Here is a 13,927-nt window from a genome sequence, read left to right on the forward strand (position 1 = left end):
TCGCACCACGCACGGGCTTCACATCCCCCACGCAACGGTCACGACGCCAGTCATTTCACAAGGGGACACACCATGAAGGATGCGCACGGCAGAAAGCTGACGGGACGCACGAGCTGGCGGAGATTCGCCGTCCTGTGCGTGCCGGGCTTCGCCGCGACCGCCGCGCTGGCGATCGCACTGGCCAACGGGGCGCTCGCCGCGTCGTTCGCCGTTTCGGGACAGCAGTTCAAAGTGTCCGCGTCCAGCCTGGACGGCGACGGCTTCGCGCAGTACGGCAGCGTCGACCGCAATGCGAGGGGCAAGCTGATCCCCGTCGCGGTCACCGCCATCAAGACGGCGAAGATGAACGACCTGTGCCAGTCGGTCGTCACGGACCTGCCTGTCATCGGCAGCATCTCGCTGAACCTCACCGCAGGCACGGGCAGCAAGCCGGTCGAGGCCACCGACCTCTTCGTCGACGCCACGCAGCTCTCCGGCAACGCGTCCTTCAACAAGATCGAGATCGGACGCGACGCCTCCACTCTCGACAAGGGCCCGAAGGGCGGCCAGGGGCTGCAGGACCTGTTCGGACAGCAGGCCGACGACGTACGGATAACCAAGCTGGAGCAGACGGCTTGGGCCACCAACGCAGGCAAGTTCAGGCTCAACAACCTGAGCATGAAGGTGAACAAGGGCACCAAGGAATGCTTCTGATCTGGCGCAAGTGGCGCGGCTGGCGCCGTGGACGGCCCTTCTGGGGCGGCCTGCTCACCGTCGTCTCGGGTGTGGAGATCGGTGTGCTGCCGCTGGCACCGATGAAGGTGATGCTGCATGAGGGGACGGCCGGCTTCCCGTCGGTCGTCCTGGCGGCCATCATCGTCGTGCTGGGGCTCACCGGGTGGTTCGCGCCCCAGTTCCGCGCGCTCGCGGGCATCATCACCGTCCTGCTCGCGGCCGCCGCCCTGGTGATGTCGAACCTGGGCGGGTTCATGATCGGCACGCTGCTGGGCGTCATCGGCGGCGCCCTGATGTTCGCGTGGCGGCCCGACCCTGCGGAACCGGCCGGTGAGCCGGCGAGCGGGGACGAGGGCGGCGCGGCGCACGCACCGGCAGCCGCCGAGCCCGCGGTCTTCCGCTCGGAGGCGCCCGAGTCCAGTCCGGCGACGGTCGGTTCGGGAGTCGCTACCTCAGGCGGCACGACCAGCACGACCGGCAGCACCGGTACGACCGGGACCTCCGACACGTCCGGCAAGGCCGGGACCTCGGACAACGCCGACTCCGCGGACTCGTCCCTCGCGGCGGCCTTCGGAGTCGACGACGACCCCTTCCCACCGCCCCGCGGAAGCTGACCGCGGACGCGAGGGCAGGACTGAGCGCACGAGTGCCATCGCATCCCCTGCACCACCCCCATGAATGCAGTGAAGGAGCCCATGATGAGCACGCGTCCTCTGCACGCCCTGTCCTTACGGGTCGCGGTGACCGCCGCCACGGCCGCCGCCGCGCTCCTGCTCGCCGGCTCGGCGAGCGCGAACGCCACCGTCACCGGCCTCTCGGGTGCACCCGCGAAGGCCGGTGACGCGGCGGCCGGGTCGACCACCGTCACGCCCGCCGGCGACGAGTACGCTGCCGGACTTTCCGGCGGCGCCTCGTTCACCGCCGGCTCGGTGACGGTGACCTGCACCGTCTCCGAGGCCTCGGGCAAGATCCCGGCCGCCCCGGACAACCACAACGACGCGGGGCCGGTCACGTCGGCCGTGAACGCGCCGACGTACGACTCCTGCACGGCGAGCCTGCCCGGCGTCGAGGCGTCCGTGACGACCAGCGGCGACTGGACCGTGTCGATGCAGCACGGGGACCCCAGCACCACTGGACTCACCATGCCCACGGGCGGGTTCGTGCTGAAGACGAGTGGCCTGGCCGAATGCACCGTGACCGCCGCACCGGACGGCGCGGCCACCGCCACCGGCAACTGGAGCAACGGATCACCGTCGACGCTCACGTTCGACGCGGCCGAGGTCCCCGTGAAGGTCGAGGGCGGCTTCGGCTGCCCGACCAGCGCCACCACTTCCGAGTTCAGCGCCGTCTACGAGATCACCGATACGACGGACACCGGCGCGGACGTGGCCGTGAACTCCTGACCACGCTCCAGCGGCCCGGTCCCTCCCCCTGACCCCCCGCTTCGACGGGAGCCGCAGGGGTGGCCCCCAAGCCGGTGCCGCCGCGTGGACGACGGCCGTCCGTTCTCTGGCCCTCCCTCGCTCCCATGCCCGGGGCGACGGGGGGCCAGAGTGCTACCGGTCCTCCTCGTCCTCGCCTTCCTCGTACTCCGAGTCCTCGTCCCGCGCCTCCTCGCCCCGGGCCTCCTCGTCCTCGTCCCCCTCCTCGTTCTCCTCCGGCTCTTCGTGCTCCGCTTCTTCCTCGTTCCCCTCGCCCTGGTCCGCTTCTTCGGCGGCGAGCGCGTCATCGTGGCTGCGCACGACTTCGCCCTCGCGGATCTCACCGCGCCAGCCCTCCGGCACCTCCTGGACGCCCAGCGTCACGTAGCGCTGGAAGTGCTTCAGGTCCAGACGCAGCCTGCGGCCCTGCGCACGCCACAGGTTTCCCGTCTTCTCCAGGAATCCGCCGGGGGTGTATTCGATGACGACCACGACCCGCGTGAGGCTGGGCGCGAGTTCGTGGAAGGAGACGGCGCCGTGCGTCTTCGTCTCGCCCTTGGTCTCCCAGACGATGCGCTCGTCGGGCACCTGCTCCAGCACCGTGGCCTGCCAACTCCGTTTGGAGGGCCCGACCTTGAGCGTCCAGTCGGACACCTCTTCGTCCTCTTCCGAGCGCGAGGCCTCGACCACGCCCTTCATGAAGCCGCTGAACTCCTCGAACTCGGTCCAGTGGTCGTACACCCGCCGCAACGGCAGTCCCACGTCGAGCACTTCGACGATGTTCGTGACCTTCTTCTCCCCGGCCTTGCCGCCGCCCGAGAAGAGTTCCTGGACCTTGCCGACGGTCTTGTCCTTCACCGTCTTGGCCATCTGACCGCCGAGCGCCTTGGCCGGTGACTCGCCCTTGAGCATCTTGCCGACCGGCTCCGCGAGTTTGCCTCCGTCCCCTCCCGAGACGGCCTTCTCGGCGAATTCGCCCGTCTTCTTCCCGGCCGTGCTGACGAGGTTGTTGGCCTTCGCCATCAGGTACTTGGTGAGTTCCTCGCGCACCCTGTCGAGGGCGGAACCGTCGGGCTGCGCGTCGCTGTCCTTCTTGTCTTTCACCGGCATGGGCTTCTACCTCCGGCGTCGGGACGGTTCGGCAGCATTCCGCGCGGACTTCTTGGCCGCCTTCCTGGGAGGCGCCTTCTTCGCGGCCTTCTTCGCCGGCGCCTGCGGCCCCTCGGATTCGCGACGCGCCCTGCGGGGCCTCGTGCGTCCCTCTGACGTGCGCGTTCCCCGGCGCTGGCGGCCCGCTTCTCCGCGTCTCTCCTCCGCGCCCGGCTTCTGCTCGTCCTCTTCTTCCTGCTCTTCCTGGTCCTGCGGCCCCTGCGGCCCCTCCGCTTCCTCCACGGCGGCCTCCAGCACCTGGTTCAGCGACTTCGTCCGGTCGGCGAGTGCGTCGGCGAGGCTGCCCAGCCGCTGGTCGGCCATCGTCCTCAGCGCCTCACGTCCGACCGTCAGCACCTCACCGCGCAACTGCTCGGCGAGCTGGGAGAGCTGACCCGAGTCGCCGAGTTTCTCGGCACCCGCCGCGAGGAGGTCCTGCGGTTTGGCCTTGAGCTTCTTGGTCGCCAGATACGCGGCGACGGCCATCGCGAGCTTCGCCTTGCGGCCACGCCCGAGGACGTAGCCGGCCGCGAGGCCCGTTGCCAGGGCAGCTTTCGTGCTCTCACTCATGCGCACCCATCCCGTCGTGCCGTGAGCGCCGTACGGGGTTGTACGGTCGCTCCAGGCCGGTGACCTGCGGCAAACGTCCTGTCTCCATGAAGGCACAGAAGCCTCGCGGGCGCTCGGCCGGTTCACCTGTGCGGGTGCGGGCGCAGCAGGAGGGGGGTGGCAGGGAGCCTGACAGGTGCCCCGTTCAGACGTGAGGGGTTCCCGTCAGCGGCGCTGACGGGAACCCCTCATCGGGCCTTGGCCGGTCCGGCCGTGCTACGGCCTACGGGACATCACCCGGAAGGTGACCATGAATCCGAGGAGCGACCAGATCGCGAGCGCTCCGAACGGGAGGAGTGAGACGCCCTCGGGCGGCGTGCTCAACGTGTCGCGGACACTCTCGGCCATGTACTGGAACGGAAGCACGTTGTGCAGAGACGCAAACCAGTCCGGAAGCCGGGAAGCCGGGAATGTGATCGGCGAGAACATCAGTGCCACGAACACGACCAGCTGCGACATCATGCGGGCCGCAGGCGGCGCCATTCCATATCCGATGCCGTAACCGATACCGATGGCGGCGAATGCGGTCAGGAGAATTGCCGGAATGACAAGGGGACTGATCCGAAGGGTCAGATCGAATCGCAGAGCCGCAACGACAAGGGCGGCGAACATTCCGGGCAACGCGGTGATCAGAGCAACCGTGGCGTCCGAGGCGAGAAGAGCGCTGCGAGGCACGGGCAGCGACCGGTTGAAGTCGAAAATCCCTTCCTGCTTCGCGGACGCGGCTTCCTGCGGCCCGATCACCATTCCGACCGTGATGAGCCCCAGTACCGGGGCACCGGTCGCCAGATAGAGCGCCGTCGCATCATTCATCTCGGGAACGAGGTATGCGAATCCGACGATGATGCCCACCGCCAGGCAGGTCTGGACGACGAGGTTCAGGGGCAGGGTCGCGCGGCTGCGCAACCCGGTCCAGGAAAGAAGCAAGCCGTAACTACGCAGCCAGTGGTTCACCCTGCTCCCCCTTCACCTTGTCGTCGCCCTCGCCGCCGGCGAGCTCCAGGTACACGTCCTCCAGGCCGACCGGGAGAAGCGCGAACTCGTCGATGGTCTGCGACTCACGCAGCTGCTGTGCCCAGGCGAGCGCGTCGGAGGCCACGCCCGAGTCGAGGGGAATCACCAGCCGCCGGGAGCTGCGCACCGCGGGGCCCGCGGTGCGGATGTGGTCGGGGACGGGCGGGAGAGTGTCCACGCTCTCCGCCGTCAGCTCCAGCCGGAGCTCGCCGACCGCGCGGGAGCGCAGCTGGGGCGCCGTACCCTCCGCGATCACCTTGCCGGAGTCCAGCACCACGATGCGGTCCACGCTGCGCTCGGCCTCGACCACGTTGTGGGTGACGAGGAGTACCGCGCAGCCCTTGTTGGCGAGTTCGCGGATCTGCTCCCACAGCAGCCTGCGGCGCACGGGGTCGACGTCGTTGGTGGGTTCGTCCAGCATGACGACCCGCCCCGGCGCTGCCGCGGCCATACCGAACCCCGTAAGTCTCCGGACACCTCCGGAAAGCCGTTCCCCCATGGTGTCGGCCCACTCGCCGAGGTCCAGCGCGTCGATCAGTTCGCTGGTGCGGGCAATGGCGTCGCGCTTGTTCAAACCGCGGATGCGCGCCATCGACCGGATGGCCTGGCGGGGAGTCACACCGGACAGAGGCGCATGGGCCTGGGGCATGACGGCGACCATTCGGCGAACCTTGGCGGGTTCGGCGACCGGGTCGCATCCGTCGACGCGAATCGTTCCGGACGTCGGTACGACGAGTCCGGCGACCTGGTTGACGAGGGTGGTCTTGCCGGCGCCGTTGTGGCCCAGCAGGCCGACCACCTCTCCTGCCTCGACGCGTAAGTCAATGCCGTCATTTGCGCGCGTGCCACGCTTGTAGCACTTCACAAGATCTTCGATGAGTAGCAAATTTCCGCCCGTTGAATTGGGATTCGGTTTGGGGATGTTCTGTGCCCTGACCGTGAGGGTTCAGTGCGCCGACAGTTTTCCGAGCACCCGGACGTATGTCAATATGGACTCCGGACGATGGATCTTTCCTCGTCAAACTGCATATAGAACATCAGACCGCCGGCAACCATCGAGTAATTCGCGCAAGTTGTGGGCGTCTGGTGTCGTGTGTCCACAGAGTCCGAATTGTTGATGTTTTCCTGGTGAAACTATCGGCGTGAGCAGGGACGAAGTCGTGCTGTCGGGGCGGGAGCGGCGCCGCAGCCGCCCCGGTCTTCCGGCCCGCAGCGCGTGCCGGCTCCGGACGGGGTGGACGGTGGCCTTGCCACCGCGCCCCGGGGAGCCGGCCACGGCGGCATCGGTCAGCGCTTCACCTGGAGCAGCTTGTTGGGTGTGGCGCTGTTCGGAACACCGGTGAGTACTCCGACAGCCGCCGCACGGTCGAGCGCCTTGCCCACCTCACCCGGGGTCGCCCTCGGGTGCCGGCCGAGATGGAGCGCGGCCGCACCGGAGGCATGCGCTCCCGAGGCCGTGGTGCCGGAGATGGTCTGAGTTCCTCCGCCCGGCGAGTCGGTCGTGATGTCCACGCCGGGGGCGTAGATGTCCATGCCCTGCCCGTGATTGCTGAACGGGGCGACCTTGTCGCCGCAGTCCGAGGAGCCCACGGTGATGCCCTCCGCCACCCGCGCCGGGGAGGAGTCGGCGACATCGGCCGAGTCGGCACCCGCCTCCAGCGAGTAAGTGACCCCGGAAGCAATGGAGTTGCGGACCGCATCGTCGAGCACGTCACTTGCGGGGACGCCGATGACGACATTCGCCACCGAGGGTCCCGAGGCGTGCTTGGTGATCCAGTCGATGCCGTCGAGCACACCGGCGATCGTCCCGCCGGCCTCCGCGTCGAGCACCTTCACCGAGATCATCGTGGCCTTCTTGGCCACGCCGTGCTCGGTGCCGCCGACGATCCCTGCCATGGCGGTGCCGTTGCCGTTCTCGTCCTTGCCGTCCCCGCCGAAGGCGTCGAAGCCGGGCTTGGCACGCGGCCGCAGGTCGGGGTGGTCGTAGTCGATGCCGGTGTCGAGCATGTAGACGTCCACGCCGGCACCCGCGCCGGCCGGGTAGCTGTAGGAGTTGTCGAGCGGAAGCGACGGCTGGTCGATCCGGTCCAGCCCGCAGGACGGCGGATCCTGCTGCGTCTTCTTGCGCGAAGTGACGCGCTCCACCTTGGTGTTCTGCTCCACCAGCCGTACGGACGGGTCGGCCGCCATCCGCTTCGCCTGCTCCTCCCCGGCACGGACCAGCACCCCGTTCACCGCGCTGTCGTATCTCTCCAGCACCCGCACGCCGTACTCGCCGGCGACGTCGGGCCGCTTGCCCTTCTCGAACATCACCAGGTAACTGCCGTCAACCGCCTTGGCGCTCCCGGCATTTGCGACCGTCCCGATGTCCTCGGCGTGTCCGGGGGTGGCCGTCACGGCAATGGTCAGAACAGCACCCACGGCCAGAGCGGTGACGAGGTTCTTACGGCGAACAACTGACGGAACGGCTCGCATGGTCTCTCCCGCAGTGAAATGTCTGAGTGTCGGTTACACGGCAGGCGCGACGGACTGCCATGGCAGTACTGGTGGAGCAAGCCCCCGCCCGGGTTCGGCGGCAGGCCCGGACGTGAAGACACAGCCGGTCCGGCCGGGCCCCGGCCGTGGTCCTCGCCGGAGCCGCCTGGCGCGGTCACCTCATTCGGGCCGCCCCTGACGGGGAAGGAGGCCGTTGAGCCGCGGCGAGCGGACGGCGCCGCGTCCACGACGGCCGAGGTCCGGCCGAACTCCCCGCGGCCCCGGCCCTGTTCAGGACGGCTCGGTGCGTGCGCAGCCACGCACCGGTTCCGGTCCACGCCGAGGAACGTGGGCGTGCCATGGCCGCGGATACGCAGAACGGTTCCGGCGGACGCCGCCGGAGGCGGCCGCCCGTCGCACCATGCGCCGCGAGCGTGACAACGCCCCGCTCATCCGTCCTCTCGGACCGGGCGGCCCGCGAACGGCGTACGAATGATGGAAGCAACAGCTCGGCAGGCGAACGCAGATCGCCAGGAACAGACCGCCGTGCCAGTCCATCACGCATGACACGGCATCATGTCGCTTCGATCTGACGCTACGTGAGACAAACCCGAAATCGACCTGAGGACGTGGCAATTGTCATCACTTTGCGGAGGGCCGCGGGAGACGCGGAACCCGGCGTCGGACGTCCGGGCTCGTGCCGCGGTTCGGAATTCACGCAGCTCAGGACCGTCTTGCCCCGAGAGGACACCACTGCCCGCCGTCGTGGCGCTCACCTAAGGTGAGCGCATGGTCGGAGAAGAGTTACCTTCAGCGCTCGGTGTGCTCGGCATGCGAGAACTGTCCGGTGCCCACAGGAACGGGGGAGCTCAGGCATGGCCCTCTTGCTTCTGAACGACGTCCTGCTCCTGTGCGTACTCGCCGCCCTCCACTGGTACTTGTGGAAACGCCTGGTGAAGGACGTCTCCCGCCAGGGCGGACCGTGGCGACGTGCCGGCACGGTGCTGGTGTTCCTTTTCGTGGCGATCAGCGTCGGCATACTGACCGCCGGACCTGACGTCGCGCTCTTCCAGACCCTCCGCGTCTTCGCCTGGGCGGACCTGTGGGCGGCCCTGCTGGGGTATCTCACCCTCGCCCTGCTCCTGGGCGAGGTCGTCCGGCCACTGCTGCGCCGGTGGTTCGCCCGCCGAGCCGCCCGAACGCCGGAAGGGCCCGGCGAGGAAACGGGCCCGGCACGCCAGGACCCGGCGGGTGAGGTCCTGGCCGGCGCCGGACACGGGTCCGGGAGCGAGGCCAACCGGCAGAGCGGGAAGGGCGGCGGCGCGGACGGGCCCACCTCTCCCGGACCCGAGGGTGAGGGCTCCGGAAACGATGCCCCCGGCGACAACGGGACCGGGGAAGCCGGCCCTCCTCGTCGGCTCTTCGTCGCCCGGACGGTCGCCGTCGGCGCCACCGCCCTTGCGGGGGTGCTGACTTATGATGAGGCCATGGCCTCAGAGTTACCGTCACAGAGTCCGGGGGACGGGGGGATCGAGGTCTCTCTGCCCTTCACGGGGCGGTGGCGCGTCGAGAACAGCCCTGCCCGGCGGGTCCCGAGTCACGGAACCGACATGTTCGGCGGGCGCTACGCCATCGACTTCGTCGGCGTGGACGAGCGCCACCGGACGGCCGGCAGCCGTAGCTGGCGGACCTTCCTCGCCACCGAGCCGCCGGAGCTCTACTTCGCGTTCGGCCAGCCGGTTCTCGCTCCCAGGAGCGGCACCGTCGTCGCCGTGCACGACGGGGAGATCGATCACGAAGGGCGCCGGTCGCAACTGGCGTTGGTGCCTTACGCGTTGGGGCAGGCCGGACGGGTGCGTCAGGGCGTGGGCGCCGTCGCGGGCAACCACGTGATCATCTCGATGCCGGAGAGCCGCACCTTCCTGGCTCTGGCGCACTTCCAGGCCGGCTCCATCCGCGTGTCCGTCGGCGAGAAGGTCGCGGAAGGCCAGCACATCGGTAACTGCGGCAACTCCGGCAACTCGACGCAGCCACATGTGCACATGCAGGCCATGGACAGCTCCGACCTTTCCGTCGCCCGAGGCGTGCCGATGCTGTTCCGGCGCTTCCGTGAATGGCCTTCGAGCCCGGACCACTTCCGCGTCAGGGAGCGGGCGATGCCGGGCGAGCGAGCCGTGGTGGAACCGCTGCCGGTCCCGTCGAAGGCGCCCGGTCACTGACGCCGAAGGGGCAACCAGCCACGGGACCTGCGTGCCCGTGGCTCCTCCTAACGTGCTGATCGAGGGGACCTCACCGTCCGGATGCGGCGGCACGGCCCGCCCGCCCGGGCGGCGCGGTCAGAAGTACGGCCATACTTTGGCCATGTCCCGACCCCTCACGGCGCCTCGCCGCCTCTCCTGGTTATCGCCCGCCTCCGGCGTGCGGCATTCGACCCTCCCGAGCTCGTTCGCCCGTGACCTCGCCTACGAGCGTGGTCACACGTCCGTCGCCCCCGAACGCACGGCGCACCACTGGCGCCGGACGCAGGCCGCACGCGCCTCAGTGCCTCCGGGCGCGACCGGCGTCCTCGGAATGCGAAGACTGTGCGGCGGCCGCAGGAACGGGGGAGCGCCGGCATGGCCCTCTTACTCCTGAACATCGTCGCCATCCCCTTGCTGGTGACCGTTCACTGGTACCTGTGGAGACGCCTGGTCAAGGACGTCTCCCGCGAGGGCGGACGGTGGCGGCGTACCGGCACCGTTCTGGTGTGGCTGCTCTCGGGGACCGCGGTCGGGACGCTGATCGCCGGCCCCGCCGGTGCGCCCTTCGGAATCCTGCGCGTGATCGCCTGGCCGGGTTACCTCTGGCTGGCCATGCTGGTCTATCTCACCTTCGCCCTGCTCGCAGGGGAGTTGGTGCGTCCACTCCTTCTCCGGTGGCTCGACCGCCGTGCCGCCGGCTCGCCCGGCCGTTCCGGCGAAGAAGCCTTGCCCGACCGTTCCGGCGAAGAAGCCCCGGCCGTCGAGGACTTGGACGGCGACACCCTCACGCGCATGGCGTCCCGGGGGAGCGGCCCGGAAGGTGAACCGGCGGGCGAAGTCCTGGCCCCGGCCGGACCCGGGCCCGGAGGCGAAGCACTCACGCGAGGGCGGAAGGGCTGCGTCCGCCGAGGGCAACCGGCCGCCCCCGCCGCCGAGTTGGGCGCTTCCGGGCACGACGGCCCGGGAGGCGAAGCCCCCGGGAAGGCCGGAGGTGGCGGTCCCTCCCGGCGGCTCTTCGTCGCCCGCACCCTCGCGATCGGCGCCACCGCTGTCGCCACGACAACCGTCGCCACCGGCGCCGTGAGCCTCCTCAACGGCCCCACCACCAGGCGCGTCACCGTCACGCTCCCCAAGTTGCCGCGCAGCGCCCACGGTTACCGCATCGCAGTGGTCAGCGACGTGCACGTCGGGCCGGTCCTGGGGCGCGGTCACACCCGGAGGATCGTCGAGGCGATCAACGCGACCCAGCCGGATCTGGTGACCATCGTGGGGGACGTCGTCGACGGCACCGTCGAGGATCTCGCCCCGGCAGTCGAACCGCTGACCCGGCTCCGCTCCCGGCAGGGCACCTACTTCGTGACGGGCAACCACGAGTACTTCGGCGATGCCCGCTCCTGGATCGACCACTTCCGCGGCATCGGCATCCACCCGCTGGAGAACGAGCGCCGCGAGATGCCCGGCTTCGACCTCGCGGGAGTCAACGACCTCGGAGGTGAACCCATCGGCGAGGGGCCCGACTTCGAGGCCGCGCTGGGCGACCGCGACCCCTCCCGCGCGTCCGTGCTGATGGCCCACCAGCCGGTGCAGATCCACGACGCGGTGAATCACGGCGTGGGCCTGCAGCTCTCCGGCCACACCCACGGCGGACAGCTCTGGCCGGGCACGTACCTGGCCAGGCTGGACAATCCCACCGTGGCGGGCCTGGACCGCTACGGCGACACCCAGCTCTATGTGACCCGTGGCGCGGGCTCCTTCGGCCCGCCGATCCGCGTCGGTGCCGAGTCCGACATCACGGTCGTCACCCTCGCCTCGCCCCTCGCCTGACGGGCCGGGCCGGCCCGAAGCTGAGCTTCCGCATCGCTGCCGGCCCGGCACCGATACCTCCACCGTGACATCACGCCGGTGGTCAGCGTGCGCGTGCGCACCGCCGTCCATCAGGCGCTTCCCCTGCCGGGCCGACCGACTCCAGGACCGACATGGCAGGTTGAACACCCACTGTCATGATTTTTGCCACTCGAAGATGCGATTGACTCCCGGCGCAGCCGCGCGTTAGAACGCTCGCTCTCGATGCAGCACGCGCCGGTCCACGTGACGGACCCGCCTTCAGCTGCCGCAATCAACGACCAGACAGGGGAACAACCATGCCCTTTTGCCTCTTACCCGACGTTGTGTCGGCGGGCACTCGTCCGCTGCCGGCGACGTGGCAGGTGCGGCCGTGAGACAGCGACTGCGATTGATGGCCGTGCACGCCCACCCCGACGACGAGTCGAGCAAGGGTGCCGCGACCATGGCGAAGTACGTGTCCACCGGCGTGGATGTGCTGGTCGCGACCTGTACCGGCGGTGAGCGCGGCTCGGTACTCAATCCCAAGCTGCAGGGCGACGCCTGGATCGAGGCGAACATCCACGAGGTGCGCCGCGAGGAGATGGAACGGGCCTGTGCGATCCTCGGCGTGAAGCAGGCGTGGCTGGGCTTCGTCGACTCCGGCTTCCCCGAGGGCGATCCGCTGCCACCGCTGCCGGAGGGCTGCTTCGCGCTCCAGGACGTCGAGACGGCCGCCGAGCCGCTGGTGAAGCTGATCCGCGAGTTCCGCCCGCACGTGATGACGACGTACGACGAGGTCGGCGGCTACCCGCACCCCGATCACGTCATGACACACAAGATCTCGATGGCGGCATTCGAGGCCGCGGGCGACGCCGCCAAATACCCGGAGGCCGGCGCCGCCTGGCAGCCGCAGAAGATCTACTACAACCAGACCCTCAACCCGCGGCGCACCCGCGCCCTGTACGGCGCGCTGCTCGAACGCGGGCTGCACGCCCTCGGCGCCGAATGGCTACGGGCGATGGCTCCGTTCGAGGACCGGGAGCGGGAGCTGACGACGTTCGTGACCTGCGACGACTTCTTCGCGGTCCGCGACGAGGCGTTGACCGCCCACGCCACGCAGATCGACCCGGACGGGGGCTGGTTCTCCGTCCCGCTGGAGATCCACAAGGAGGTCTGGCCGACGGAGGAGTACGAGCTCGCGAAGTCGCTCGTCGACACCTGCCTCCCCGAGGACGATCTCTTCTCGGGCCTCAGGCCCCCGTTCCCGACCCGGCCGGTGGAGGGCCGCGCGTCGATCAGCACGGTGGAAGTGGCCTGACCGGCGTCGCAGTCGGCCATCCGGTGGTGCGGTCGGAGATGCTCCGCCGTCCCGACCGGTCCGAGCGGACGGGTCACCCGCGTCAGTTGACGGAAGCTCCGGAGCACCTGCGAGGGCGGCCGTGACAGGCGCGGGTGAGCACCGCGGAGAGCCCTTCGCGACCGTCCCGCCCCTCTGACTCGGCATGACATACATGATCATGTCAGACATGACTTATGTCATCGAATCGCTGTGCGTTCCGTGGAAAGCGTGATGTCAGACGCCGGAGGGCCCGGGGAGCCGATCCCAACCGTTGACGGAGGCGGCTGCCCGCGTATAAACATTCGGAACGTGTGAACAGGTTGTGAACGGGCATGGCCCCGAAGCCCTCACACAAGCGAGGTGCGTCACCTGTGAGTTCCACAGGGACTTTTCTCATTCGGGGGACTGAAAATGGAGAGACGGGCCAGGCTCAAACCCGGGCACTCTCGCCATGCGGGCGCTTCCGGTGTCGTACACGCAGCCGGCATCAAAGCGGCCCTGCTTCACGGGCGAGGGGCGATTCCGGTCAGGAAGCCGAGTGAATCCGTCAGCTCCAGAAGATCGACTGCGGCGTTGAGAGCCGGGATATCAAGCCAGGCCCGTACGCGTCGCGGGCATTCCTCAGCATTACCCCTGAAGGTCGCCGAGATCCGCTTAGAGAGCTTGAGCGAAGGCGGTGAGGTGCGGGAGTTATCAACGACCCGCCTCTTAGTCGCCGAGGCGGTCCTCCCGGGGGCGGAGTTCCGCGGAACCCTTCCGATGTCCCCCAGGCCGGCGGCGCCGGTGCACCATCGAGCACCACGAGCACGTTCAGCATCACAAGCACATTCGGCGTCGACGACTTCGACGCGATCAAGGCGACAGTCGCTTCACCACTGTCAGGGCGGCGGGCGCCGGCAGCATCCACGCGCTGACCGGACGCCGGCCCCCAGAAGCCAGCTCCGACGGCTTCCTCCCCATCGAGGGTGCGGCAGCGCCCGTCCGCGGGAGGGCATCGAGCACCCGGGTTCCAGGAGCGCACATCTGACGCGCGGGTCCTGGGCCACCGCTCCACCTCGGCAGTCACCTGACCGGCCCCGCGCCGGAGCAATTCGGACTCTCTCAGGCCACTGACGAGGTATTTACCGGGTCCTCTCCGGACT

11 protein-coding genes are annotated in these 13,927 nt (G+C 69.2%); 6 read left to right on the forward strand and 5 right to left on the reverse strand.

Annotated features, from left to right (window positions below):
• Positions 1 to 72: 72 nt before the first annotated feature.
• From G4Z16_RS23025 to G4Z16_RS23035, 3 genes are all read left to right on the forward strand, one after another.
• Entirely contained in the window at positions 73 to 693 is a 621-nt protein-coding gene (locus G4Z16_RS23025) for a DUF6230 family protein (RefSeq protein WP_028436327.1), read from the forward strand.
• Positions 684 to 1,328, forward strand: coding sequence for a DUF6114 domain-containing protein (locus G4Z16_RS23030; protein WP_197352583.1), 645 nt, complete (start codon positions 684 to 686; stop codon positions 1,326 to 1,328). The genes G4Z16_RS23025 and G4Z16_RS23030 overlap by 10 nt, the downstream gene beginning before the upstream one ends.
• Positions 1,329 to 1,412: 84 nt before the next feature.
• On the forward strand, positions 1,413 to 2,117 hold the full coding sequence (locus tag G4Z16_RS23035; RefSeq protein ID WP_197352584.1) for a hypothetical protein: 705 nt from the start codon (positions 1,413 to 1,415) through the stop codon (positions 2,115 to 2,117).
• Between the two features lie 153 nt (positions 2,118 to 2,270).
• On the opposite strand, the gene G4Z16_RS23040 is transcribed toward G4Z16_RS23035, so the two are convergent.
• The 5 genes from G4Z16_RS23040 to G4Z16_RS23060 all read right to left on the reverse strand — a co-directional run bounded on the left by G4Z16_RS23040 (position 2,271) and on the right by G4Z16_RS23060 (position 7,382).
• Positions 2,271 to 3,245, reverse strand: a complete 975-nt coding sequence (locus tag G4Z16_RS23040) for an SRPBCC family protein (RefSeq protein ID WP_197352585.1) — start codon at positions 3,243 to 3,245, stop codon at positions 2,271 to 2,273.
• A 6-nt stretch (positions 3,246 to 3,251) separates the two neighbouring features.
• Positions 3,252 to 3,854: a hypothetical protein gene (locus G4Z16_RS23045; protein WP_197352586.1), complete on the reverse strand. Its 603-nt coding sequence runs from the start codon at positions 3,852 to 3,854 to the stop codon at positions 3,252 to 3,254.
• Positions 3,855 to 4,109: 255 nt separating this feature from the next.
• A complete protein-coding gene (locus G4Z16_RS23050) occupies positions 4,110 to 4,847 on the reverse strand; it encodes an ABC transporter permease (RefSeq protein WP_197352587.1) in 738 nt (245 codons plus the stop codon).
• Positions 4,828 to 5,772 carry an ABC transporter ATP-binding protein gene (locus G4Z16_RS23055; RefSeq protein WP_281393712.1) on the reverse strand — a complete coding sequence of 315 codons (945 nt, stop codon included), beginning with the start codon at positions 5,770 to 5,772 and terminating at the stop codon, positions 4,828 to 4,830. The genes G4Z16_RS23050 and G4Z16_RS23055 overlap by 20 nt, the downstream gene beginning before the upstream one ends.
• 422 nt (positions 5,773 to 6,194) lie before the next feature.
• Positions 6,195 to 7,382 (reverse strand): S8 family peptidase, encoded by a 1,188-nt coding sequence (locus G4Z16_RS23060; protein WP_197352589.1) that lies wholly within the window; start codon positions 7,380 to 7,382, stop codon positions 6,195 to 6,197.
• Positions 7,383 to 8,257: 875 nt separating this feature from the next.
• Here G4Z16_RS23060 and G4Z16_RS32675 point away from each other — a divergent pair.
• From G4Z16_RS32675 to mca, 3 genes are all read left to right on the forward strand, one after another.
• Positions 8,258 to 9,601, forward strand: coding sequence for a M23 family metallopeptidase (locus G4Z16_RS32675; RefSeq protein ID WP_246531008.1), 1,344 nt, complete (start codon positions 8,258 to 8,260; stop codon positions 9,599 to 9,601).
• Between the two features lie 396 nt (positions 9,602 to 9,997).
• Positions 9,998 to 11,446, forward strand: coding sequence for a metallophosphoesterase (locus G4Z16_RS23070; protein WP_197352590.1), 1,449 nt, complete (start codon positions 9,998 to 10,000; stop codon positions 11,444 to 11,446).
• A gap of 391 nt (positions 11,447 to 11,837) precedes the next feature.
• Complete coding sequence (gene mca / locus G4Z16_RS23075) at positions 11,838 to 12,764, forward strand: mycothiol conjugate amidase Mca (protein ID WP_197352591.1); 927 nt, start codon at positions 11,838 to 11,840, stop codon at positions 12,762 to 12,764.
• Positions 12,765 to 13,927 lie beyond the last annotated feature (1,163 nt).

Source organism: Streptomyces bathyalis, assembly GCF_015910445.1.
Taxonomy (GTDB): domain Bacteria; phylum Actinomycetota; class Actinomycetes; order Streptomycetales; family Streptomycetaceae; genus Streptomyces; species Streptomyces bathyalis.

What these genes read in the sequence shown, in the direction of transcription:
- G4Z16_RS23030 (WP_197352583.1), top strand. Translation starts at nt 684, where the DNA reads ATGCTTCTGATCTGGCGCAAGTGGCGCGGCTGGCGCCGTGGACGGCCC.
- G4Z16_RS23025 (WP_028436327.1), top strand. Translation starts at nt 73, where the DNA reads ATGAAGGATGCGCACGGCAGAAAGCTGACGGGACGCACGAGCTGGCGG.
- G4Z16_RS32675 (WP_246531008.1), top strand. Translation starts at nt 8,258, where the DNA reads ATGGCCCTCTTGCTTCTGAACGACGTCCTGCTCCTGTGCGTACTCGCC.
- G4Z16_RS23035 (WP_197352584.1), top strand. Translation starts at nt 1,413, where the DNA reads ATGAGCACGCGTCCTCTGCACGCCCTGTCCTTACGGGTCGCGGTGACC.
- G4Z16_RS23040 (WP_197352585.1), bottom strand. Translation starts at nt 3,245, where the DNA reads ATGCCGGTGAAAGACAAGAAGGACAGCGACGCGCAGCCCGACGGTTCC.
- G4Z16_RS23070 (WP_197352590.1), top strand. Translation starts at nt 9,998, where the DNA reads ATGGCCCTCTTACTCCTGAACATCGTCGCCATCCCCTTGCTGGTGACC.
- G4Z16_RS23060 (WP_197352589.1), bottom strand. Translation starts at nt 7,382, where the DNA reads ATGCGAGCCGTTCCGTCAGTTGTTCGCCGTAAGAACCTCGTCACCGCT.
- G4Z16_RS23045 (WP_197352586.1), bottom strand. Translation starts at nt 3,854, where the DNA reads ATGAGTGAGAGCACGAAAGCTGCCCTGGCAACGGGCCTCGCGGCCGGC.